We start from the raw sequence: 23,393 nt of genomic DNA, 5'->3' as shown, positions 1-23,393 counted from the left end.
TAAGGATTTAAACATGACGCAATTTGCTTTTGTGTTCCCGGGACAGGGCTCTCAGAGTGTCGGGATGCTGTCAGACATGGCGGCCGCTTACCCGGTCATTGAAGAGACGTTCCGTGAAGCCTCTGCGGCGTTGGGTTACGATCTGTGGGCGCTTGCACAGCAGGGCCCGGCGGAAGAGTTGAACAAAACCTGGCAGACGCAGCCGGCTCTGCTGACCGCCTCCGTAGCGCTGTATCGCGTCTGGCAGCAGCAGGGCGGTAAAGCGCCCGCTTTGCTGGCGGGCCACAGCCTCGGCGAATACTCTGCGCTGGTATGCGCAGGCGTTATCGATTTTGCTGATGCCGTCCGCCTGGTTGAGATGCGCGGCAGGTTTATGCAGGAAGCGGTACCGGAAGGTACCGGTGCGATGTCCGCGATCATCGGGCTTGACGACGCTGCGATTGCCAAAGCCTGCGAAGAATCTGCTGAAGGGCAGGTGGTTTCTCCGGTAAACTTTAACTCGCCAGGACAGGTGGTTATTGCGGGTAACAAAGAGGCCGTCGAGCGCGCGGGAGCCGCCTGTAAGGCTGCGGGTGCGAAACGTGCCCTGCCGCTGCCGGTCAGCGTACCGTCCCACTGCGCGCTGATGAAGCCGGCGGCGGAAAAACTGGCGATTGAGCTGCAGAAAATCACCTTTAACGCGCCGACGATTGCGGTGGTAAACAACGTCGACGTGAAAAGTGAAACGGCGCCTGATGCTATCCGTGATGCCCTGGTTCGCCAGCTGTATAGTCCGGTTCAGTGGACCAAAACCGTTGAGTTTATGGCATCACAGGGCGTAGAGCATCTGTATGAAGTTGGTCCGGGTAAAGTCCTCACCGGTCTGACTAAACGTATTGTTGACACCCTGACCGCTTCCGCGCTTAACGAGCCGGCGGCGATGTCTGCGGCGCTTGAGCAATAAAAGAGGAAAACCATGAGTTTTGAAGGAAAAATCGCGCTGGTTACCGGTGCAAGTCGCGGGATTGGCCGCGCAATCGCTGAAACGCTCGTTGCCCGTGGCGCGAAAGTTATCGGTACTGCGACCAGCGAGAGCGGCGCGCAGGCGATCAGCGATTATTTAGGTGCTAACGGTAAAGGTCTGCTGCTGAATGTGACCGATCCTGCATCTATCGAATCTGTTCTGGGAAATATTCGCGCAGAATTTGGTGAAGTTGATATCCTGGTGAACAATGCCGGGATTACTCGTGATAACCTGTTAATGCGCATGAAAGATGATGAGTGGAACGATATTATCGAAACCAACCTGTCATCTGTTTTCCGTCTGTCAAAAGCGGTAATGCGCGCTATGATGAAAAAGCGTCATGGACGTATTATCACTATCGGTTCTGTGGTTGGTACCATGGGAAATGCGGGTCAGGCCAACTACGCTGCGGCGAAAGCGGGTCTGATTGGCTTCAGTAAATCACTGGCTCGCGAAGTTGCGTCCCGCGGTATTACTGTAAACGTTGTTGCTCCGGGCTTTATTGAAACGGACATGACGCGTGCGCTGACCGATGAGCAGCGTGCGGGTACGCTGGCGGCAGTTCCTGCGGGGCGCTTAGGCTCTCCAAATGAAATCGCCAGCGCGGTGGCATTTTTAGCCTCTGACGAAGCGAGTTACATCACCGGTGAAACTCTGCACGTCAACGGCGGAATGTATATGGTCTGACCGAGATTTGTGCAAAACGCTCAGGAACCGCGCAGTCTGTGCGGTTCACCGTAATGTTTTGTACAAAATGATTTGCGTTATGAGGGCAAACAGCCGCAAAATAGCGTAAAATCGTGGTAAGACCTGCCGGGATTTAGTTGCAAATTTTTCAACATTTTATACACTACGAAAACCATCGCGAAAGCGAGTTTTGATAGGAAATTTAAGAGTATGAGCACTATCGAAGAACGCGTTAAGAAAATTATCGGCGAACAGCTGGGCGTTAAGCAGGAAGAAGTTACCAACAATGCTTCCTTCGTTGAAGACCTGGGCGCTGATTCTCTTGACACCGTTGAGCTGGTAATGGCTCTGGAAGAAGAGTTTGATACTGAGATTCCGGACGAAGAAGCTGAGAAAATCACTACTGTTCAGGCTGCCATTGATTACATCAACGGCCACCAGGCGTAAGTGAACATCTCCAGGCGGTCATTCGACCGCCTGAGTTTTATCTATATTTTGTCCCACAAGAATCTATTTTCCCTCCCTGGAGGACAACCGTGTCTAAGCGTCGTGTAGTTGTGACCGGACTGGGCATGTTGTCTCCTGTCGGCAATACCGTAGAGTCTACCTGGAAAGCTCTCCTTGCCGGTCAGAGTGGCATCAGCCTGATCGACCATTTCGATACTAGCGCCTATGCAACGAAATTTGCTGGCTTAGTAAAGGATTTTAACTGTGATGACTTCATCTCGCGCAAAGAACAGCGCAAGATGGACGCCTTCATTCAATATGGAATTGTCGCTGGCATTCAGGCCATGCAGGATTCTGGCCTTGAAGTGACGGAAGAGAATGCTACCCGCATCGGTGCCGCTATTGGTTCCGGTATTGGCGGGCTTGGCCTGATCGAAGAAAACCACAGTTCGCTGGTAAAAGGCGGACCGCGTAAGATCAGCCCGTTCTTTGTTCCTTCCACAATCGTTAACATGGTGGCCGGGCATCTGACCATCATGTTTGGTCTGCGTGGACCAAGCATTTCCATCGCAACCGCCTGCACGTCTGGCGTACACAACATTGGTCACGCCGCGCGCGTTATCGCCTATGGCGATGCTGACGCAATGGTCGCCGGTGGTGCGGAAAAAGCCAGTACCCCGCTGGGCGTAGGCGGCTTTGGTGCAGCGCGCGCGCTGTCCACGCGCAATGACAACCCGCAGGCGGCAAGCCGTCCATGGGATAAAGAGCGTGACGGTTTCGTGCTCGGCGACGGCGCCGGCATGGTCGTGCTGGAAGAGTATGAGCACGCGAAAAAACGCGGCGCGAAAATCTATGCGGAAATCGTCGGCTTTGGTATGAGCAGCGATGCCTACCATATGACTTCGCCACCGGAAGATGGTGCTGGAGCCGCGCTGGCGATGGTGAACGCCATTCGTGATGCTGGCATTGAAGCTAGCCAGATTGGCTACGTCAACGCCCACGGCACCTCTACGCCGGCAGGCGATAAAGCAGAAGCGCAGGCGGTGAAATCTGTCTTCGGTGACGCTGCCAGCCGCGTCATGGTCAGCTCGACTAAGTCAATGACAGGCCACCTGCTGGGCGCCGCGGGCGCAGTAGAGTCTATCTACTCCATCCTCGCGCTGCGCGATCGGGCTGTTCCGCCAACCATCAACCTGGATAACCCGGATGACGGTTGCGATCTGGACTTCGTTCCGCACGAAGCGCGTCAGGTTAGCGATCTGGAGTATACCCTGTGTAACTCCTTCGGCTTCGGCGGCACTAACGGCTCGCTAATCTTTAAAAGGGTGTGATGCGCGCCTGACGCCACGTCTTTGCTGACGTCAATGCTCATCGAAAAACTGGCCCGCTTGTCGGGCCTTTTTTTATTCAGTTTTCTCCGCTTGTTCAATGTATCTCCTCCTGCGAAACTAACCGGCCAGCGATAAGGAGACTTTTATGTATTTGATAAATGGCGCTGAAAGTGAAACGCTTGCGGTGAACGATCGCAGCGTTCAGTTCGGCGATGGCTGCTTTACCACGGCGCGCATCGTCAGAGGCCGGGTTCAGCTGCTGTCAGCCCATCTGGCCCGCCTGCAGAAGGCCTGTGAACAGCTCTTTATCCCCTACGACGACTGGGCGCTATTAGCGCAGGAGATGGCGCATCTGGCACAGCCCCATCAGGATGGCGTGCTGAAGGTCATCATCACGCGCGGGGCGGGGGGGCGCGGATACAGCGCTGCCGGCTGCGTGAATCCCGTGAGAATCCTCAGCGTATCGCCCTGGCCGGAGCACTATCTTCGCTGGCGCGAGGAGGGGATCTCCGTGACGTTGAGCCCTGTCAGGCTGGGACGCAATCCCTCGCTCGCCGGCCTCAAACACCTGAATCGGCTGGAGCAGGTGCTGATTCGTTCTCATCTTGAGCAGACGGACGCCGATGAAGCGCTGGTCCTTGACAGCGACGGGTGGCTTACGGAATGCTGTGCCGCGAACTTATTCTGGCGTAAAGGATCCGACGTCTTTACCCCGCGCCTCGATCAGGCGGGGGTCAACGGTATTATGCGCCAGTACATTCTCGCTAAGCTGGCACCATCGCCGTTTCGCGTTGTCGAAGCCACCATGCGCCCCGAGGCGTTACGCGAAGCCGACGAGGTCCTTGTCTGTAACGCATTAATGCCGCTGGTGCCTGTTCGCCGCTGGAACGATAAACGTTGGTCCACGCGCGAGCTTTATCATTTTTTAGCCCCCTTGTGTGAGCTGTCTGATTAGCCATGAAGAAAATGTTACGTTTCATTCTGCTGTTGGTGGTGGTGCTGGGCATCGCCGCGGGCATCGGTATGTGGAAAGTTCGCCAGCTGGCGGACAGTAAGTTACTGATTAAAGAAGAGACCATCTTTACCCTTGAGGCCGGAACGGGGCGCCTGGCGCTTGGGCAACAGCTGTATAGCGATAAAGTCATTAACCGCCCTCGGGTGTTCCAGTGGTTGCTGCGCATCAAGCCTGAGCTGTCCCACTTTAAAGCCGGGACCTATCGCTTCACGCCTGATATGACGGTACGCCAGATGCTGCAGCTGCTCGCCAGCGGTAAAGAGGCGCAGTTTCCGCTGCGCTTCGTTGAAGGTATGCGGGTGAGTGACTACCTGCGTCAGCTGCACGATGCGCCTTACGTCAAGCATACGCTGGCGGATGACAGCTATGAAACCGTGGCGAAGGCCCTTGAACTGGAACATCCCGATTGGGTCGAAGGCTGGTTCTGGCCGGATACCTGGATGTATACCGCCAATACCAGCGATGTGGCGATCCTTAAGCGCGCGCATCAGAAGATGGTTGCCGCGGTCGATAAAGCCTGGGAAGGGCGGATGGAGAATCTGCCGTATCATGATAAGAATCAGCTGCTGACGATGGCCTCTATCATTGAAAAAGAGACGGCGCTGCCGGAAGAGCGCGACCGCGTCGCATCGGTATTTATTAATCGTTTACGTATCGGCATGCGTCTGCAAACCGATCCCACCGTGATTTACGGGATGGGGGAGAGTTATAATGGCAAATTGACGCGTAAAGACCTGGAAACGCCGACCGCTTACAATACCTATGCCATTAACGGTATGCCGCCCGGACCCATTGCCGCACCGGGCGAGGCCTCGCTGAACGCCGCCGCGCATCCGGCGAAAACGCCGTATCTTTATTTTGTCGCGGACGGTAAGGGCGGGCATACGTTTAACACCAACCTGGCCAGCCATAACCGCTCGGTTCAGGATTATTTGAAAGTACTTAAGGAAAAAAATGCGCAGTAACTATATCGTCATCGAGGGCCTGGAGGGCGCAGGGAAAACCACCGCGCGTGAATGTGTGGTAGAGACGCTAAAACAGCTGGGCGTTAGCGATATGGTGTTTACCCGCGAACCGGGCGGCACCATTCTGGCCGAGAAGCTGCGCAGCCTGGTGCTGGATATTCAGTCCACCGGCGATGAAGTGATTAATGATAAAGCGGAAGTGCTGATGTTTTACGCGGCGCGCGTACAGCTGGTAGAGACGGTGATTAAACCCGCTCTGGCGCGCGGTCAATGGGTCATTGGCGATCGTCACGATCTCTCTACCCAGGCCTATCAGGGCGGCGGTCGCGGTATCGACCAGACGATGCTGGCGACCCTGCGTGACGCGGTACTGGGAGACTTTCGTCCCCATCTGACGCTTTATCTTGATGTGACTCCGGAGGTGGGCCTGAAGCGCGCCCGCGCCCGCGGCGAACTTGACCGAATTGAGCAGGAGTCGCTGGATTTCTTTAATCGAACTCGCGCGCGCTACCTTGAACTGGCGGCGCAGGATCCCACCATCCGCACCGTTGACGCCACCCAGCCGCTGGAGGCCGTCGAGCGCGACATCCGTGCGGTGGTGAATCGGTGGGTTGCGGAGCAACTCCCATGAAATGGTATCCGTGGTTACGCCCGCCCTTTGAACAGCTGGTTGCCAGCTATCAGGCGGGACGGGGCCACCATGCGCTGATGGTCCAGGCGCTGCCGGGCATGGGGAGCGATGCGCTGATTTACGCGCTTTGTCGCTTTCTGATGTGCCGCCAGCCGGAAGGGCATAAAAGCTGCGGTCATTGCCACAGCTGTCAGCTGATGCAGGCCGGTACCCATCCTGATTATTATGCGTTGACCCCGGAAAAGGGGAAGAGCTCGCTCGGGATCGATGCCGTGCGCGAAGTGAGCGAAAAGCTTTATGAGCACGCCCGGCTTGGCGGCGCGAAGGTGGTGTGGATAGGCGATGCCGCTATGCTGACGGATGCGGCGGCAAACGCGCTGCTGAAAACGCTGGAGGAGCCGCCGGAGAATACCTGGTTCTTCCTGGCCTGTCAGGAGCCAGCGCGCCTGCTGGCAACGCTGCGCAGCCGCTGTCGTTTGTATCACCTTGCTCCGCCTTCAGAACGTTACGCGCTGGCGTGGTTAGAGCGGGAAGTGACGATGTCACAAGACGCGCTGCTCGCGGCGCTGCGGCTGAGCGCCAACGCGCCAGCGGCAGCGCTGGATCTGCTGCAGGATGCTCACTGGGCACCGCGCCAGCAGCTTTGTCAGATCCTGGGTAATATTTTAACTCACGGCGACTGGCTGACGCTGTTGCCGATTTTGAACCATGAACAGGCCGCGATTCGCCTGCACTGGCTGGCATCGCTGCTGGTCGATGCGCAAAAAAGGCAGCAGGGGATTACGCTTATCAGCAATCCGGACGCCTGGCCACTGGTCAATCAGCTGGCCGCTGCGCTGCCGGCGGCGCGCCTGCAGGCGATTGCGCGTGACGTCAGCGCCTGCCGCGAACAGCTTTTGAGCGTTGTCGGCATTAATCGCGAACTGCTGCTAACCGAGCGCCTTCTGCGCTGGGAACATTACCTGCAACCCGGGGCGGTTCTTCCCGTATCCCACCTCTGAGAGAGACATCATGTTTTTAGTCGACTCCCATTGCCATCTCGATGGCCTGGATTATCAAACGCTGCATAAAGATGTGGACGATGTACTGGCAAAGGCTTCCGCGCGCGATGTGAAATTTTGCCTGGCGGTGGCGACGACGCTGCCGGGATACCGCGGTATGCGCGAGCTGGTGGGGCAGCGTCACGACGTCGTTTTTTCCTGCGGCGTCCATCCGTTAAACCAGGATGAAGAGTATGACGTTGAAGAGCTGCGCAAACTCGCAGCAGAGGACGGCGTCGTCGCGATGGGCGAGACCGGGCTCGATTATTTCTACACGCCGGAAACAAAAGCGCGTCAGCAGGCGTCGTTTCGCGATCATATCCGTATAGGCCGGGAGCTGAATAAGCCGGTTATTGTTCACACCCGCGATGCCCGCGCCGATACGCTGGAAATTTTACGCGAAGAAAAAGTGACGGATTGCGGTGGCGTACTACACTGTTTCACTGAGGATAGGGAGACAGCGGGTAAGCTGCTGGATATGGGGTTCTATATCTCGTTTTCCGGCATTGTGACGTTCCGTAATGCGGAGCAGCTTCGCGATGCTGCGCGCTATGTACCTCTCGATCGCCTGCTGGTGGAGACCGATTCGCCGTATCTGGCGCCGGTACCGCATCGCGGCAAAGAGAACCAGCCGGCAATGGTCAGGGACGTCGCCGAGTATATGGCGGTCCTCAAGGGCGTATCGCTGGAGCAGCTGGCACAACAGACGACTGAAAATTTCGCGACGCTTTTTCATATTGACCCCTCCCGGCTGCAACCTCTCTGATATTGCTTATTATTTTAAGGCTCGTAATTAATAGCTAAAGCGAGTAAAGTTCACCGCCACAAATGGGGCGGTGAAGGTTTTTTGGCAACATTCAGACACGAGTTATGTAAATCAATGTCAGTTTTTAATGGGTGTCTGATTGAAACGTGATAGCCGTCAAACAATCATCCCGGTAATTATTTTACTCTGTGTAATAAATAAAGGGCGCTTAGATGTCCTGTCCACGGCGCGGTTCTCCCCCCGGGCCAATGCGTGAAAACGTAAAAAAGCACCAAATACTCAGGAGCACTCTCAATTATGTTTAAGAATGCATTTGCTAACCTGCAGAAGGTCGGTAAATCGCTGATGCTGCCGGTATCCGTACTGCCTATCGCAGGTATCCTGCTGGGCGTCGGTTCCGCAAACTTCAGCTGGCTGCCAGCCGTAGTTTCCCACGTCATGGCGGAAGCGGGCGGTTCGGTCTTCGCTAACATGCCGCTGATTTTTGCTATCGGTGTCGCACTTGGCTTCACCAATAACGACGGCGTATCCGCTCTGGCATCGGTCGTCGCTTACGGCATCATGGTGAAAACCATGGCCGTGGTTGCACCTCTGGTTCTGCATTTACCTGCTGAAGAGATTGCGGCTAAACACCTGGCGGATACCGGCGTCCTCGGCGGTATCATCTCCGGTGCCATCGCAGCCTACATGTTCAACCGCTTCTATCGCATTAAGCTGCCTGAGTATCTGGGCTTCTTTGCGGGCAAGCGTTTTGTGCCAATTATCTCCGGCCTGGCAGCGATCTTCACTGGCGTGATCCTGTCCTTTATCTGGCCACCGATCGGTACCGCAATCCAGACTTTCTCCCAGTGGGCCGCTTACCAGAACCCGGTTGTCGCGTTCGGTATCTACGGCTTCATTGAGCGCTGCCTGGTGCCGTTTGGTCTGCACCACATCTGGAACGTTCCTTTCCAGATGCAGATTGGTGAATACACCAACGCAGCAGGTCAGGTCTTCCACGGTGATATTCCGCGCTATATGGCAGGCGACCCGACTGCGGGCAAACTGTCCGGCGGCTTCCTGTTCAAAATGTACGGTCTGCCGGCCGCTGCTATCGCTATCTGGCACTCTGCTAAACCAGAAAACCGCGCGAAAGTGGGCGGTATCATGATCTCCGCAGCGCTGACCTCGTTCCTGACCGGTATTACCGAGCCGATCGAGTTCTCGTTCATGTTCGTTGCGCCGATCCTGTACATCATCCACGCGATTCTGGCAGGTCTGGCCTTCCCGATCTGTATCCTGCTGGGTATGCGTGACGGTACGTCGTTCTCTCACGGCCTGATCGACTTCATCGTTCTGTCTGGCAACAGCAGCAAGCTGTGGCTGTTCCCGATCGTCGGTATCTGCTATGCGATTGTTTACTACGTGGTGTTCCGCGTGCTGATCAAAGCGCTGGATCTGAAAACCCCGGGTCGTGAAGACGCCACCGAAGACAGCAAAGCTGGCGCGACCAGCGAAATGGCTCCGGCTCTGATTGCCGCGTTCGGCGGTAAAGAGAACATTACTAACCTCGACGCATGTATCACTCGTCTGCGCGTGAGCGTGGCGGATGTGGCGAAAGTTGATCAGGCTGGCCTGAAAAAACTGGGTGCCGCAGGCGTGGTTGTTGCAGGTTCAGGCGTTCAGGCTATTTTCGGTACCAAATCCGATAACCTGAAAACTGAAATGGATGAATACATCCGCAACAGCTAAGTTGTGATATGGGGAGACTAAGGCAGCCTACGGGCTGCCTTTTTTAATGGCCGCAGGCGTTAAAAGCGCGCCCGCGGCTTTTGTCACGTTAAGCAGAGATCAGAACTGATAGCTGGCCGTAATGCTGACGTTGCGCGGTTCGCCGTAGACGATGGAACCATCGACGTTGGTGTCGTAGGTTTTGTCGAACAGGTTATTGACGTTACCCTGCACAGCAAAATTTTTAGTGACCTGGTAGCGAGTGAACACATCCACCAGCGCGTAGCTGCCTTGTTCCGCACGGAACGTCCCGTACGGCGTCGCGGTATCTTTATACACCCGGTTCTGCCAGTTAACGCCGCCGCCGACGGTCAGTTCAGGCATTACCGGCAGACGGTAGCGGGTGAACAGCTTGACGCTGGTACGCGGCAGGTTGGGATTCACCGCATTGCCTTCATTGTCTTCAGCGACAAAACGCGTCGCCCCAAAGGTCATCTGCCAGTTATCGGTAATCGCCCCGTTGATTTCGAACTCCACCCCTTTGCTGACGGTACCGTCGACGGTTTTATAGGCTGCTTCGCCATTGCTGCCGGGGATTTGCCCGCCGGTCGCCTGGCCGAGGTTATCCTGCTCGATGCGGAATAGGGCGAGCGTCGTCGTTAACCGGCTGTCCATCCAGTCCGACTTCAGGCCCACTTCATAGTTGTTTCCGGTAACCGGGGTCAGGTATTTACCGGAACTATCGCGCTTATTCTGCGGCTGGAAGACCGAGGTATAGCTGGTGTAGGCCGACCAGCTGTCGTTGATGTCGTAAACCAGCCCGGCGTACGGGGTGGTATGGTTTTTCTCCATCGTGTAGGTCAGCGTCTCGATGCTCCAGTTGTTATAGCGGACGCCAAGAATCAGATGCAGCGGGTCAAGCAGGGAAAAACGCGTCGCCGCATACAGCGACTTCATTCGCGTGGTATCGTCCTGCGCCAGGCTCTGCGGGCCCCAGCTGGTTTCCGGGAATGTCGCGCTATTGAAGCTATAGAAGCTGCCAACCTCATCGGGAAAGACGTTTGCCCACGAACTGAAATAGCGGTTGTTTTGTTTACTGTAGCTGGTGCCGATCATCAGGTTGTGCTGGCGACCAAACAGGTCGTAGCCGCCGTCGGCGAACAGGTCAACGGCGTCGACTTTACGTTTGCCGCTATTCCAGCCGGTACCGCCGACGTAATCATAGCCCGGGCCGTAGCTGCTATAGGGGCCCACCAGCATTCCGGTCGCTTTGTTGACGTACGCGTCCACGTACATCATCTTGCTGTCGAACGTGATCTCAGAATGGGTGGCATTCATCGTTGCCTGCCAGGTATCGGCAAAGCGCTGTTTCAGCGTGACGAAGACCTTGTTGATCTCTTTGTCGTTATAGGCCCAGTCGGGCGCGGTGCTGTGGGCGCGATTATAGTGGTTCTTGCTGCCATCGGTATTCCAGCGAGGCAGGCCACCCCATGTCGGGCTATTCACGTCGATACGCTGATACTCGTAGCCAGCGGATAAAGCGGACGACGTACCGAGATCGGCATCAAGAATGCCGGAGAAGAACGTTTTTTCGCTGTTATAGCGATCCAGCCACGAATCATTATTTTGATAACCGGCGATAATGCGCGCCCGTACGCTGCCATCGTCAGTCAGCGGGCTTTGCATATCAGCAACGTAGCGCTGCTTATTCCAGCTGCCGTACTCCGCAGAGACATTTCCCTTGAACTCCCGGCTGGTCGCGTGCTTGCGGATCATATTGACCGACGCGGCAGGGTTGCCGGTACCGGTCAGCAAGCCGTTGGCGCCGCGTACGACCTCAACCCGTTCGAAGAGGGCCATATCGGAAAGCGCGTCGCCCAGATTCCAGCGAGATTCAAACCAGGTCGGAATGCCATCGACCATATAATTGTCGATCTCAAAACCGCGGGAATAATAGCTGGTGCGGTCTGAGTCCGCCTGGCTGCTGCTGATCCCCATGGTATAGTCCATGACGTCGCCCAGCGTTTGCAGCTGCTGATCCCGCATCCGCTGTTCGGTAATGATACTGACCGATTGCGGGATATCGCGCTGGGCCATCTCCATTTTAGTCCCGGCTGAGGTGGTTCTGACGCTGTAGTCCTGCTCTTGTGTCTCCGAGGCGCTATCTGCGGAACCTTCTACAATAAGAGTGTCTTCGGACGTGCCGGCTGCCTGACTGAGGTTGGGAAAGATCGCCAGCGCGATACCCATAGCAAGCAGGGACGGCGCGTTACGCCCATCCCGAAAGTTGGTGGAGAGAGACATCATAAACCCTTGATCGTGTGATTGTTGTTATTTGCTGCGGCGCGATGGCCGCGGTAGATCGTCAGTGCACTGCATTTTCTTTGAATACAAATGAGAAATATACGCATTAATATTTAATGTGTAAACAAGTGGGAAAACGGCTGTACCCGGGTCTTGTTGACCGGTACCGGGGGGCATACAGCGAAGAAACGCTTAATCCGTCAGCAGCTAAGCGCCTGGTCGCGTAAGAAAAAACGCATTCAGGTTGAAAGAGGGGGAGTAACTCGCTCATACTCTTAGGGGAATCCTGTGCATCCGCGTTTACCTGCAGAGGCAGGCCAGAGCACGGTATAAAAATTATTAAGGAATCAGTCATGGCAGAAGAAACGATTTTCAGCAAAATCATTCGCCGGGAGATCCCGTCGGATGTGGTTTATCAGGATGAGCTCGTGACCGCTTTTCGCGACATCTCTCCGCAGGCGCCAACCCATATTCTGATCGTTCCCAATATCCTGATTCCCACCGTCAACGATGTGACCGCAGAGCACGAGCTTGCCCTGGGACGCATGATGACCGTCGCGGCGAAAATCGCCCGCGATGAGGGGCTTGCCGACGATGGCTATCGCCTGATCGTCAACTGCAATCGCCACGGGGGCCAGGAGGTCTACCATGTCCATATGCACCTGCTGGGCGGCCGTCCGTTAGGCCCGATGCTGGCTCATAAAGGTTAACATTCATGCGCGCAGCCCACTTCGGCGCACTTCTGGCCGTGACGTTACTGGCCGGGTGCAGTTCGCATCCGGAAATTCCGGTCAGCGATCAGCAAAGTCTGGTGATGGAATCAAACGTACTGGCAGCGGGTATCAGCGCTGAAGTACCGACGGTGACCGCATCCGAGATTCAGGCGACGGCGACCACCCGTTTGTTCAATGAACGCCAGGTACCGGTGACCGTGCATTATCGCTTTTTCTGGTATGACGCCAGAGGGCTGGAAATGCATCCGCTGGAGTCCGCGCGCAGCATAACGGTGCCTGCGCACTCTTCCGTTACGCTTTATGGCAGCGCCAATATTCTGGGGGCGCACAAGGCCCGACTTTATCTTTATCTGTAAGAGGTAATCGTAATGATTAAACTATGTCGCTATGCATTAGTTACCGCACTGGCGATATTCCTTGCCGGATGCGTGGGTCAACGTCAGGAACCCGCTCCCGTTGAGGAAGCGCAGCCGAAGCCGCAGCAGCCCGTTCAGCCGCAGCCGACTGTGCCGACTATTCCCGTGATACCTACGCAGCCGGGTCCGATTGAACACGGCGAGCAGCCAGCGCAGCCGGCGCCGCGCGTGCGTCATTTTGACTGGAATTCCGCGGTGCAGCCGATGATAGGGCAGATGCTGCAGGCCAGCGGCGTAAATGCGGGCAGCATTTTGCTGGTCGACAGCGTCAATAACCGCACCAACGGCACGTTGAATGCGGGAGAGGCCACCACGGCGCTGCGCAATGCGCTGGAAGGCAATGGAAAATTCACCCTGGTCTCGCAGCAGCAGCTGGGCGTAGCCAAACAGCAGCTTGGCCTGTCGCCGCAGGATAGCCTTGGCAGCCGCAGTAAAGCGATGGGCATTGCGCGTACCGTTGGCGCACAGTACGTGCTCTATTCCAACGCGACCGGCAACGTCAATTCCCCTGAGCTGAAAATGCAGCTAATGCTGGTCCAGACCGGCGAAATTATCTGGTCAGGCAAAGGTGCTGTTCAGCAACAATAAGCTCACGCGCGACGAAGTGCTGTCGCGCTTTTTCCCGCGCTATACGCCTGTCGCCGCGCCGCCCCAAAACGGGCTGAGCGGCGGCAGCTGCATTCTCAGCGATGGTCGGCAAAAGCGGGTGCTGCGCCAGCCGCACGATCCGCATGCGCCGGCCTGCGACTTTCGCCGTCAATATCACGTTCTGTCACGCCTTCCCGATTCGTTAGCGCCCGCGCCGGTGTTTTATTCTCCCGCCTGGATGGTGGTGGAATATTGCTCAGGCGATGTGGTTAACGCATTACCGGAGTGTCCGGCGCTCGCAGGGTTACTGTATCATCTGCACCGACAGCCGCGCTTTGGCTGGCGTATCGCGCTGCGGCCGCTGCTTGAGCGCTACTGGCAACAGTGCAGCCCCGCGCGGCGCACACCGCAGTGGCTACGTTGGCACAAACGGCTGCTGCGTCGCGGCGAGCCCCGGCCGCTGCGTCTCGCCCCGTTACATATGGATGTCCATGCGGGCAACATCGTTCACGGCGAGGCGGGGCTGCGGCTGATTGACTGGGAATATGCGGGCGATGGCGATGTTGCGCTGGAGCTGGCGGCGGTGTGGATCGAGCCCGCCGCGCATCGTCGGCTAGCCGCAGAATACGCGAGACGGGCGAGCATCGATGAGCTTCAGCTCTGGCGGCAAATTCAGCGCTGGCGTCCGTGGGTGCAGCTGCTGATGGCGGGCTGGTACGAGCGACGCTGGCAGCAAACCGGTGACCGACAGTTTATTGCGCTGGCGGATGAGGTATGGCGCCAGTTAGACAAAAAGTAAAAGGATAAGAGAGGTGGATGTGGGCCCGGTAATGTTGGATGTCGAAGGTTTTGAACTGGATGCGGAAGAGCGTGAGATTCTGGCGCATCCTTTGGTTGGCGGGCTGATCCTGTTTACCCGCAACTATCACGATCCGGCGCAGCTGCGTGAGCTGGTCCGCCAGATCCGCGAGGCCTCGCGCAACCATCTGGTGGTGGCGGTAGATCAGGAAGGCGGGCGCGTACAGCGTTTCCGCGAGGGCTTTACCCGCCTTCCCGCGGCGCAATCTTTCGCCGCGCTGCTCGGCATGGAGGAGGGCGGTAAGCTGGCCGCAGAGGCCGGCTGGCTGATGGCCAGCGAAATGATCGCCATGGATATTGATATCAGCTTTGCGCCGGTTCTGGACGTTGGGCATATCAGCGCCGCTATTGGCGAGCGATCCTATCACGACGATCCCGACAAAGCCCTGGCGATAGCTCGTCATTTTATTGACGGCATGCACGCCGCGGGAATGAAAACCACCGGTAAGCACTTTCCCGGACACGGCGCGGTGACGGCCGATTCCCATAAAGAGACGCCGCGCGATCCGCGCGCGGAAGCGGAAATTCGCGCCAGAGATATGGCCATCTTCCGTACGCTGATTGGCGAGCAGCGGCTTGATGCGATCATGCCCGCTCACGTCATCTACAGCGACGTTGACCCGCGTCCGGCCAGCGGATCTGCGCACTGGCTAAAAACGGTTCTGCGCGGTGAGCTGGGATTTGAAGGGGTGATTTTCTCTGACGATCTGTCGATGGAAGGGGCGGCGATTATGGGCAGCTACGCCGAGCGCGGCCAGGCATCGCTGGATGCGGGTTGCGATATGATCCTTGTCTGCAATAATCGTAAGGGTGCGGTCAGCGTGCTGGATAACCTGTCGCCGATCAAAGCAGAACGTGTTACGAAATTGTATCATAAAGGTTCCTTTAGCCGTCAGGCGTTAAGGGATTCCGCCCGCTGGAAGACGATCAGCGCGCAGCTTGAGCAGCTTCACGCGCGCTGGCAAGAGGCGAAATCCGCGTAATAAACCTGAAAGGCGTTGTTGTCTGGTGAGGATGCGATGATTATCTATTTACATGGTTTTGACTCAAACAGCCCCGGTAACCATGAGAAGGTGCTTCAGCTTCAGTTTATTGACCCCGATGTTCGGTTGATTAGCTACAGCACGCGGCATCCCAAACATGATATGCAGCACTTATTAAAAGAGGTCGATAAGATGCTGCAGCTGAGCGCCGACGATCGGCCGCTGATTTGCGGCGTGGGTCTCGGCGGCTTCTGGGCGGAGCGAATTGGCTTTCTTTGCGATATCCGCCAGGCCATTTTTAACCCGAACCTGTTTCCCAATGAAAACATGGAAGGGAAAATTGATCGGCCGGAAGAGTATGCGGATATTGCCACCAAATGCGTGAATAATTTCCGCGAAAAAAACCGCGATCGCTGCCTGGTGGTGCTATCTCGTCAGGACGAAGCGCTGAATAGCCAGCGTTCGGCGGACCTGCTGCACCATTACTATGAGATAATCTGGGATGAAGAACAGACCCACAAGTTCAAGAATATCTCCCCGCATCTCCAGCGCATAAAAGCCTTCAAAACCCTCGGCTAAACGCGCGCCGGCCCGCAATGTGAAAACATCGCGGGCTTTTTTTTATTCATTTTTGCGATTCTGCGCTCAAAAAATATGCGGTAAAACTTGATGCATATCAATTTTGGTATGACCAATGCACCGTTCATGTTATTCTCGATCTCGCTGAATGGTTTCACTGCCGTAACCTGTTGTTAATTAAAGGTTATATGTATAACTTTTAGTTAACAATTGGTTAATAATTTTAGGGGGTCGCGTGACTACGCCATTGAAAAAAATAGTGATTGTGGGTGGTGGTGCCGGTGGGCTGGAGCTGGCTACCCAGTTGGGTAAAAAGCTGGGCCGTAATAAAAAGGCCAAAATCACGCTGGTTGATCGTAACCACAGCCACCTGTGGAAACCGCTGCTGCATGAAGTGGCGACCGGTTCACTTGATGAAGGTGTAGACGCGCTGAGCTATCTTGCTCACGCCCGTAACCACGACTTCCAGTTCCAGCTGGGATCGGTGGTGGATATTAACCGTGAAACCAAAACGATCACCCTCGCCGAGCTGCATAACGAGAAGGGCGAGCTGCTGGTGCCCGAGCGTAAGCTGCCGTACGACACGCTGGTCATGGCGCTGGGAAGTACGTCGAACGACTTCAACACGCCTGGCGTGAAAGAGAACTGCATCTTCCTCGATAATCCGCATCAGGCGCGTCGTTTCCATCAGGAAATGCTGGATCTGTTCCTCAAGTATTCGGCGAACCTCGGGGCGAACGGCAAGGTGAATATCGCCATCGTCGGCGGCGGCGCGACCGGCGTTGAGCTGTCGGCCGAGCTGCACAATGCGGTGAAACAGCTGCACAGCTACGGCTACAAAGGTCTGACTAACGAAGCTCTGAACGTGACGCTGGTTGAAGCTGGCGAGCGTATTCTGCCCGCGCTGCCGCCGCGCATTTCCGGCGCCGCGCACAGCGAGCTGACCAAGCTTGGCGTCCGCGTATTGACCAAAACCATGGTCACCAGCGCCGATGCAAACGGTCTGCACACGAAAGAAGGTGAATTTATCAACGCTGACCTGATGGTCTGGGCGGCCGGGATTAAGGCGCCGGACTTTATGAAAGAGATTGGCGGTCTGGAGACTAACCGTATTAACCAGCTGGTGGTCGAACCGACGCTGCAAACGACGCGCGATGCGGATATTTACGCCATCGGCGACTGCGCGTCCTGCGCCCGCCCGGAAGGCGGTTTTGTCCCGCCGCGCGCTCAGGCTGCGCACCAGATGGCGACCTGCGCCCTGCACAATATTCTGGCGCAGATGAAAGGTAAGCCGCTGAAAGCTTATACCTATAAAGATCACGGTTCGCTGGTGTCGCTCTCTAACTATTCCACCGTGGGCAGCCTGATGGGCAACCTGATGCGCGGTTCAATGATGATCGAAGGTCGCATTGCGCGCTTCGTCTATATCTCTCTGTATCGCATGCACCAGATTGCGCTGCACGGCTACTTTAAAACCGGCCTGATGATGCTGGTAGGACGTATCAACCGCATTATTCGTCCGCGCCTGAAGCTGCATTAATGTCTCTGGGCGGCAAAGCCAGAAGGTTTTGTCCGCCCGTTTGCTTTTCGCATTAAGAGACTCATAACCAGAATATCCTCCTTTCCTTGCCGGGAAACCCTCTCAGATTCCTCCGAATCCCGTTGATTTGCCACACGTTCACGCACTTTTCATCCGCTTTCTTATTTGCAAGCCTGATGCCTGGATTGCAAAATTAGGGGCAATAGCAACGAAGGAGGAAGTCCCGTGAATAAATCAATGTTGGCGGGTATAGGAATTGGCGTGGCTGCCGCGCTGGGCGTCGCAGCCGTTGCCGGTCTTAACGTGTTAGATCGCGGCCCGCAGTATGCACAGGTAGTATCCAGTACGCCGATAAAAGAGAGCGTCAAAACCCCGCGTCAGGAGTGCCGGAACGTCACCGTGACCCATCGTCGACCGGTGCAGGATGAAAACCGCATCGCCGGATCCGTGCTGGGCGCGGTGGCCGGTGGGGTTATTGGCCATCAGTTCGGCGGCGGACGCGGCCGCGACGTTGCCACCGTTGTGGGCGCGCTGGGCGGCGGCTATGCCGGTAACCAGATTCAGGGCTCAATGCAGGAAGGGGATACCTACACCACGACGCAGCAGCGCTGCAAAACGGTGTACGATAAATCAGAAAAAATGCTCGGCTACGATGTCACTTACAAAATCGGCGACCAGCAGGGCAAAATCCGTATGGATCGCGACCCTGGTACGCAAATCCCGCTGGACAGCAATGGCCAACTGATTCTGACTAACAAAGCGTAAAAAAGATGTGTATCTTTATTCGCCCCTCAGGCTCTCTGGCTGAGGGGCTTTTTTTATCAGAAGCTCAAAGCGTAGTTCAGGCCGAAGGTGCGTCCGCGACCTTTATACTCGTAGAGAGAGCTGCTGCCGTAGGTCGGGCTATACAGCAGCGGCGCGCGCTGGCCCCAGAGGGTGACATAATCTTCATTGAGCAGGTTCTCAATGCTGAAGGTCAGCTTGCCGAGAGGGAGCGCGTAGCTGCCGATAAAGTCTACCGTATTGTAGCCGTCGAGCTTATTGCCGCTGGCATCGCTGATATCAAACACCTGCTGGCTCTGCACCCGCAGCGACCACGGCTCCGGCGCCCAGCCAACCCACGCGGTGGCTTTTGACGGCGAGGCGAGAGTGACGTCCCACTTCTGCCAGCTACCGTCGCTTTTCACCTGCGATTTCAGCACGTTAAAGTTAGCTCCGGCGCTCCAGTCGCTGTTCGGGAAGTAGTAGTCCACCGCGCCCTCTACGCCATAAATACGGCGTTTATCGGACTGCACATCGATGGTCATATCGGTACGGTTAACGACGATCGTTTTATCGGAGGTCGAGTAGTAAGCCGCCAGCTGAGTGCGTAGATTATCGCCGGTGTAGCGCCAGCCCAGTTCGTACGAGTTAACTTTAATTCCCTGCAGCGGCGAATCGCCAACGTTCACGCTTGAGAGAAGCGGAAGATGGCCGTTGACCGCCGCGCCGTACTTACCGATGCCGTAGTATTTGCCCGGATCCGGCAGCTCAACGCCCTGGGAGAAGTTAAACCAGGTCTGCTGACGATCGGTGAGATGGGCGACAATCCCGGCGTTAAACAGGAAGTTGTCGTAATCGGTTTTTCCGCCCGGAATGGCATCCGCTGAGCTGACCTTGCCGCTGGCGACATCCTGCTGCTGGGCATAGCCGACAAAATCATCGACCCGGTTTTCCGTCCACTGATAACGTACGCCGCCGCTGATAGTGAAGATGTCGTTCAGGTCATAGCTGGACTGCAGGAACGGCGCCAGGTTGGTAATGCTGTAGCCGGGATAACGGCCGGTGGTGTAGATAGCCTGGTTATTCAGACCGCCGGAAGACATAGACTGGCCCAAATCGAAGAACATCTGATTGGCGTTGAAGGTTTCGTGGTCGGCGTCCACTCCCCAGGTCAGATCCCAGCCATCCAGCGGCTGGCTATTCAGGGTGATCTTCGCGCCGTACTGATCGGTATCCTGCTTTGAAGAGGAGAAGCTGCTGACCTGGCCTTTGCTGAGCGTAGGGAAAGGGTAAAAAGTCAGGGATTCATCACGATAATAGACCTGGCTGACCAGATTCTGGCCGAGGAAATCGGCATCGGAATACTGCAGGCTTATCAGGTGACGTTCGGTGCCGGGGACGCGGTCGGAGTTCAGGCCATCGGTGGTAAAGGCTTTGCCGTCGCCGGTCACCGCCGACATATTTTTCCCGAGGTACAGACCGTAATCGTCGCCCTGGCTTTTATAGTACTGGGTTACCAGCTGCAGCTGACGGTTCTCGTCAATCTCAATGGTTCCCGTTCCCATCACATCCAGACGGTCGGAATGCTGAAGCCCGGTCTGGGTATTATCAAGGATCAGCGCATCGTTATTGCCATCATACCAGCCGCCAAAACGCTGATAGGCGACCGATAAACGGCCGGAAGCGTGGTCGGTACCGCCGCTGACCGCTGCCGCCACGCGTTCATCATGATCGTTGCTGTTGGCAAAACCGGTTTTGCTCCCCAGCTCCAGGTCAACCTGGCGCTCCTGCTGGCCCTTTTTGGTGACGATATTAATAAGGCCGCCGGTACTACCGCCGCCGTACAGCGATGTGGCGCCGGAGATCACCTCGATATGCTCAATGTTAAACGGATCGATAGAATCCAGCTGGCGGCTATCGGTACGGGAAGAGTTAAGGCGAACGCCGTCAATCAGCACGACGATCGCGCGGCCGCGCATATTCATGCCGTAGTTGGTGCGTCCCTGGCTGCTGACGTCGATGCCGGGGATCAGCTGCGCCAGCACGTCTTTAAATTCTTTTCCGCCCTGAACTTGCTGTTCAATTTCCTGGCCTTCGATAACCCAGGTGGTCTGGGCCATTTCAGCGACGGTGCGGTGCGTTCGGTTTGCGCTGACGATCATGCTGTCATCAGCGGCCCAGGCGGGCAGGGCGGTTGCCAGCAGCAGTGGGTTAAGCACCCAGAGACGCTTGTTCATGCTCATTCCTTTTATGAGTTTATGCCCGTCATTCTTCAAGTTGCAGGTGTGTTGACTGCGGATTACTCGGCCCATCCATGGGCCTCGCCCCTACGGGGCCAGCGCTAGCGCAGATCAAGGCGCAAGCGCCATGTCCTGCAACTCGAATTATTTAGGGCTTACGATATCGTTGTTTTCGTTATTCGGTACGGGCGTACCGGTTGTTACACGGTGAAATATACAGAAACGTTTAAGGCCGAATTTTGCCCGTATTGATTATTGTTATCAATATCATTCTCGCGAAATGAACAAAATAAATGACTGAAAACATTGCGTTATGTAGGGATAAAGGGGAGGGGAACCGGTGGGGAGCCCACCGGTAAGCGAGTTCTTAGCGCTGAAGAACCTGGGGCCACAGATGCAGCGTAGTCTCGGCGATTTGCATGATTTTAGTGAAGTCGGCGCCTTCGCGGGCGCTGATCGACATGCCTTGTAATATGCAGTTGAGGAACTGCGCCAGCTGACGTACGTCGCCGTCTGGCGGCAGCTCGCCGCGCAGCTGCCGCTGCTGGAGAAACTGCGTTAGCGTCTGTTCCTGCATTGCGTGCCGGGACTTAACGGTATTGGCGATATCGGTGGACGCCGCCGCGAGCGCTGCGGAGGTATTAATCATAAAGCAGCCTGCCGGCGTTTCTTTGCTGGTAAAGCAGGTCGCGACGGCGGTGAAGTAGTCGCGTAACGCTCGATCGACGCTTTTCTCTTCGTCAAACAGGAGCGCTTCGTGCCTGGCGGCAAAACGCGCGATGTAGCGATCCAGCACCGCGCGAAACAACCCCTCTTTATTCACAAATTCCGCGTAAAGCGTAGGCGCTTTTGCGCCCGTCGCCTCCACTAAATCGGCGAGAGAGGTCGCTTCATAGCCGTGCTGCCAGAAGAGTGTCATGGCCTTATCCAGCGCCGCTTCCCTGTCGAACACTTTAGGTCGGCCACGGCTTTTTTTCGTGCAACTTTGAACGTCAGTTGTCATGGTGCCGCTGTACCTGTGTTGGTTTGTTGAAAAGGCATTATAAAAATAAACCTTACGTGCTACCAGCGATGTTGCTCTAAAAATAAATAATTCATATATGTATGAATTTTAAGCTGTTTATAAATAGTTAAACGGTCGTTATAAAAATAGTTTGACGTGTGACGTGGATCACATTATCATTTCCCTATCGATCGTTAATTAAATGCATTCGCCCCTACAAAAACATTCATCTGCACAGGTATAACAATCATGAAAAATGTTAAAACACTCGCTATCGCCGCTGTTCTTAGCTCACTCTCTTTCGCCAGCTTCGCCGCTGTAGAAGTTCAGTCAACGCCGGCGGGTCAGCATAAAATCGGTACCGTTTCCGCCTCAGCCGGGACCAACCTGGGTTCGCTGGAAGATCAGCTGGCGCAAAAAGCGGAAGAGATGGGCGCAACCTCTTACCGTATTACGTCCGTAACCGGTCCTAACACCCTTCACGGGACTGCGGTTATCTACAAATAATTTTTTGAACTACCCCTGTTATGCCACTGACCACGCGCGGATCTGACCCCCTTCAGCAGTCCGCGTAAAGTAAGAAGTACGTTGTTCTCTGACGAGAGGCGGTGCCCACCCCTTATATGGCGCCGCAACCCGCAGAAAAGCAGGACCCTGTTTGATTATTGCCATAAAAAAACCGCCTCAGTGAACTGAAGGCGGTTTTTTTTCGTCGGCAGTTTAGCGAACTAGAGCGACTGCTCCGTTACGCGATGGTGGCGGGTGACGTCAATCGGCATGCCCGAACGCAGCATCATCGCGCGTTCCATTACCTCGGTGTCGGTCAACTGTGCCTGCTTAAACGCCTGCATGCTGTCGGTAAGGGTAATGGGCAGCGTCTGCGGGTCGTCATCAATATGTTTTGACAGCGGCTGATGGACCTCCACCAGACGGGTGCCGTTCGGCTCCACGGACACCTTGATTGGCGTATTGATAATCGTCACCTTCGTTCCCGGGGTGATTTCGTTGTACAACGCTTTGATGTCGTCATCGCGCAGGCGAATACAGCCGGAGCTGACGCGCATGCCGATGCCGAAGTCGGCGTTGGTGCCGTGCAGCAGATACACGCCGCCGTACGCCGCCAGGCGAATAGCGTGGTGCCCCATGGGGTTATCCGGGCCAGCGGGCATGACGGCAGGCAGGTCAATGCCCATTGCTTTATAGCGGGCGCGAATATTGGCCGTCGGCGTCCAGGTCGGGTTGGCGCGTTTGTCGGAGACGGTGGTGACCATCGTCGGCGTGATGGTGTCGCCGCCGAGCTGACCAATGCCGATAGGATAAACGGTTACTTCACTTCTTCCTGGCGGATAGTAATAGAGGCGAAGTTCGGCCAGGTTAAGGACTAATCCTTCGCGCGGCGCGTCGGGCAGCAGGGTTTGCAGCGGAATCGTCAGCACGCTACCGGCTCGTGGAACATACGGATCCACCCCGGGGTTAGCCTGGAGCAGGGCCAGAAAACCGACGTTGTACTTTTTGGCGATCGCTTCGAGGGAGCCGCCGTTGTTCTCGACGACATGAAACTGGTTTTGCCCGACCAGACGGCTGCCCGGAGGCGGCAGGGGCCAGGTATTGGCGCGAGCGGGCAGCGCCAGCGCGGCGGCGATAGCTATCATCCCCAGCCAGAGAGAAATTCGCGTAAAGCTTTTCATCACCCTAATTCCATAATAAGTAAGTGGTTATTTTTATACGAAAAGTCCTTGAGATTATGGCGAAGCGAGTGTCTGGAAGTTCAGAGGGATTGCAAAATGTTTG

General features: G+C 55.9%; 23 protein-coding genes. 19 read left to right on the top strand and 4 right to left on the bottom strand.

Annotated features, from left to right (window positions below):
• Positions 1-13 precede the first annotated feature (13 nt).
• The 10 genes from fabD (at position 14) to ptsG (ending at position 9,616) form a co-directional block, all read left to right on the top strand.
• Complete coding sequence (fabD, locus tag JLG71_RS16895) at positions 14-943, top strand: ACP S-malonyltransferase (RefSeq protein WP_046876508.1); 930 nt, start codon at positions 14-16, stop codon at positions 941-943.
• A gap of 12 nt (positions 944-955) precedes the next feature.
• Positions 956-1,690 (top strand): 3-oxoacyl-ACP reductase FabG, encoded by a 735-nt coding sequence (gene fabG, locus JLG71_RS16890; protein ID WP_004131399.1) that lies wholly within the window; start codon positions 956-958, stop codon positions 1,688-1,690.
• Positions 1,691-1,900: 210 nt separating this feature from the next.
• Positions 1,901-2,137: an acyl carrier protein gene (gene acpP / locus JLG71_RS16885; RefSeq protein ID WP_000103754.1), complete on the top strand. Its 237-nt coding sequence runs from the start codon at positions 1,901-1,903 to the stop codon at positions 2,135-2,137.
• An 89-nt stretch (positions 2,138-2,226) separates the two neighbouring features.
• Entirely contained in the window at positions 2,227-3,468 is a 1,242-nt protein-coding gene (fabF, locus tag JLG71_RS16880) for a beta-ketoacyl-ACP synthase II (protein WP_004849908.1), read from the top strand.
• A gap of 145 nt (positions 3,469-3,613) precedes the next feature.
• The gene (gene pabC / locus JLG71_RS16875; protein WP_025106910.1) at positions 3,614-4,423 is read left to right on the top strand and encodes an aminodeoxychorismate lyase; all 810 of its coding nucleotides are present in this window, start codon (positions 3,614-3,616) and stop codon (positions 4,421-4,423) included.
• Between the two features lie 2 nt (positions 4,424-4,425).
• Positions 4,426-5,448 (top strand): cell division protein YceG, encoded by a 1,023-nt coding sequence (yceG, locus tag JLG71_RS16870; protein WP_200913703.1) that lies wholly within the window; start codon positions 4,426-4,428, stop codon positions 5,446-5,448.
• Positions 5,438-6,079, top strand: a complete 642-nt coding sequence (gene tmk, locus JLG71_RS16865; protein WP_025106911.1) for a dTMP kinase — start codon at positions 5,438-5,440, stop codon at positions 6,077-6,079. The genes yceG and tmk overlap by 11 nt, the downstream gene beginning before the upstream one ends.
• Complete coding sequence (gene holB / locus JLG71_RS16860; protein ID WP_025106912.1) at positions 6,076-7,080, top strand: DNA polymerase III subunit delta'; 1,005 nt, start codon at positions 6,076-6,078, stop codon at positions 7,078-7,080. The genes tmk and holB overlap by 4 nt, the downstream gene beginning before the upstream one ends.
• Positions 7,081-7,090: 10 nt before the next feature.
• Positions 7,091-7,885, top strand: coding sequence for a metal-dependent hydrolase (locus JLG71_RS16855; RefSeq protein WP_004849918.1), 795 nt, complete (start codon positions 7,091-7,093; stop codon positions 7,883-7,885).
• Between the two features lie 297 nt (positions 7,886-8,182).
• Positions 8,183-9,616 (top strand): PTS glucose transporter subunit IIBC, encoded by a 1,434-nt coding sequence (gene ptsG, locus JLG71_RS16850; RefSeq protein WP_014228844.1) that lies wholly within the window; start codon positions 8,183-8,185, stop codon positions 9,614-9,616.
• Between the two features lie 99 nt (positions 9,617-9,715).
• Here ptsG and fhuE read toward each other — a convergent pair whose 3' ends face one another.
• On the bottom strand, positions 9,716-11,899 hold the full coding sequence (gene fhuE / locus JLG71_RS16845; protein ID WP_102802832.1) for a ferric-rhodotorulic acid/ferric-coprogen receptor FhuE: 2,184 nt from the start codon (positions 11,897-11,899) through the stop codon (positions 9,716-9,718).
• 353 nt (positions 11,900-12,252) lie between these two features.
• Between fhuE and hinT the strand changes: the two genes are divergently transcribed.
• From hinT to JLG71_RS16805, 8 genes are all read left to right on the top strand, one after another.
• The gene (gene hinT, locus JLG71_RS16840) at positions 12,253-12,609 is read left to right on the top strand and encodes a purine nucleoside phosphoramidase (RefSeq protein ID WP_004849924.1); all 357 of its coding nucleotides are present in this window, start codon (positions 12,253-12,255) and stop codon (positions 12,607-12,609) included.
• A gap of 5 nt (positions 12,610-12,614) precedes the next feature.
• On the top strand, positions 12,615-12,989 hold the full coding sequence (locus JLG71_RS16835) for a YcfL family protein (protein WP_014228846.1): 375 nt from the start codon (positions 12,615-12,617) through the stop codon (positions 12,987-12,989).
• Positions 12,990-13,001: 12 nt separating this feature from the next.
• Positions 13,002-13,637 carry a penicillin-binding protein activator LpoB gene (gene lpoB, locus JLG71_RS16830; protein ID WP_014228847.1) on the top strand — a complete coding sequence of 212 codons (636 nt, stop codon included), beginning with the start codon at positions 13,002-13,004 and terminating at the stop codon, positions 13,635-13,637.
• The gene (gene thiK, locus JLG71_RS16825) at positions 13,618-14,436 is read left to right on the top strand and encodes a thiamine kinase (protein WP_046876503.1); all 819 of its coding nucleotides are present in this window, start codon (positions 13,618-13,620) and stop codon (positions 14,434-14,436) included. Before lpoB ends, thiK begins: the two co-directional genes overlap by 20 nt.
• 31 nt (positions 14,437-14,467) lie before the next feature.
• Positions 14,468-15,478: a beta-N-acetylhexosaminidase gene (gene nagZ, locus JLG71_RS16820; RefSeq protein WP_029946910.1), complete on the top strand. Its 1,011-nt coding sequence runs from the start codon at positions 14,468-14,470 to the stop codon at positions 15,476-15,478.
• 36 nt (positions 15,479-15,514) lie between these two features.
• Positions 15,515-16,057: an alpha/beta hydrolase YcfP gene (gene ycfP, locus JLG71_RS16815; RefSeq protein WP_004849931.1), complete on the top strand. Its 543-nt coding sequence runs from the start codon at positions 15,515-15,517 to the stop codon at positions 16,055-16,057.
• A 235-nt stretch (positions 16,058-16,292) separates the two neighbouring features.
• Positions 16,293-17,597, top strand: coding sequence for an NAD(P)/FAD-dependent oxidoreductase (locus tag JLG71_RS16810; protein WP_004849932.1), 1,305 nt, complete (start codon positions 16,293-16,295; stop codon positions 17,595-17,597).
• Between the two features lie 225 nt (positions 17,598-17,822).
• Positions 17,823-18,362, top strand: a complete 540-nt coding sequence (locus JLG71_RS16805) for a glycine zipper 2TM domain-containing protein (protein WP_004131424.1) — start codon at positions 17,823-17,825, stop codon at positions 18,360-18,362.
• 56 nt (positions 18,363-18,418) lie between these two features.
• On the opposite strand, the gene JLG71_RS16800 is transcribed toward JLG71_RS16805, so the two are convergent.
• The gene (locus JLG71_RS16800) at positions 18,419-20,596 is read right to left on the bottom strand and encodes a TonB-dependent siderophore receptor (RefSeq protein ID WP_049071768.1); all 2,178 of its coding nucleotides are present in this window, start codon (positions 20,594-20,596) and stop codon (positions 18,419-18,421) included.
• 370 nt (positions 20,597-20,966) lie between these two features.
• Positions 20,967-21,602, bottom strand: coding sequence for a TetR/AcrR family transcriptional regulator (locus tag JLG71_RS16795; protein ID WP_196942123.1), 636 nt, complete (start codon positions 21,600-21,602; stop codon positions 20,967-20,969).
• 249 nt (positions 21,603-21,851) lie between these two features.
• Between JLG71_RS16795 and bhsA the strand changes: the two genes are divergently transcribed.
• Positions 21,852-22,109, top strand: a complete 258-nt coding sequence (bhsA, locus tag JLG71_RS16790; protein ID WP_004131427.1) for a multiple stress resistance protein BhsA — start codon at positions 21,852-21,854, stop codon at positions 22,107-22,109.
• A 221-nt stretch (positions 22,110-22,330) separates the two neighbouring features.
• Here bhsA and ldtC read toward each other — a convergent pair whose 3' ends face one another.
• Complete coding sequence (gene ldtC, locus JLG71_RS16785; RefSeq protein WP_032719683.1) at positions 22,331-23,290, bottom strand: L,D-transpeptidase LdtC; 960 nt, start codon at positions 23,288-23,290, stop codon at positions 22,331-22,333.
• Positions 23,291-23,393: the final 103 nt, after the last annotated feature.

The organism is Klebsiella michiganensis (assembly GCF_015139575.1).
Taxonomy (GTDB): Bacteria; Pseudomonadota; Gammaproteobacteria; order Enterobacterales; family Enterobacteriaceae; genus Klebsiella; species Klebsiella michiganensis.
Note: the sequence above shows the minus strand (reverse complement) of the source record. Positions and strands in the feature narration are given on the sequence as shown.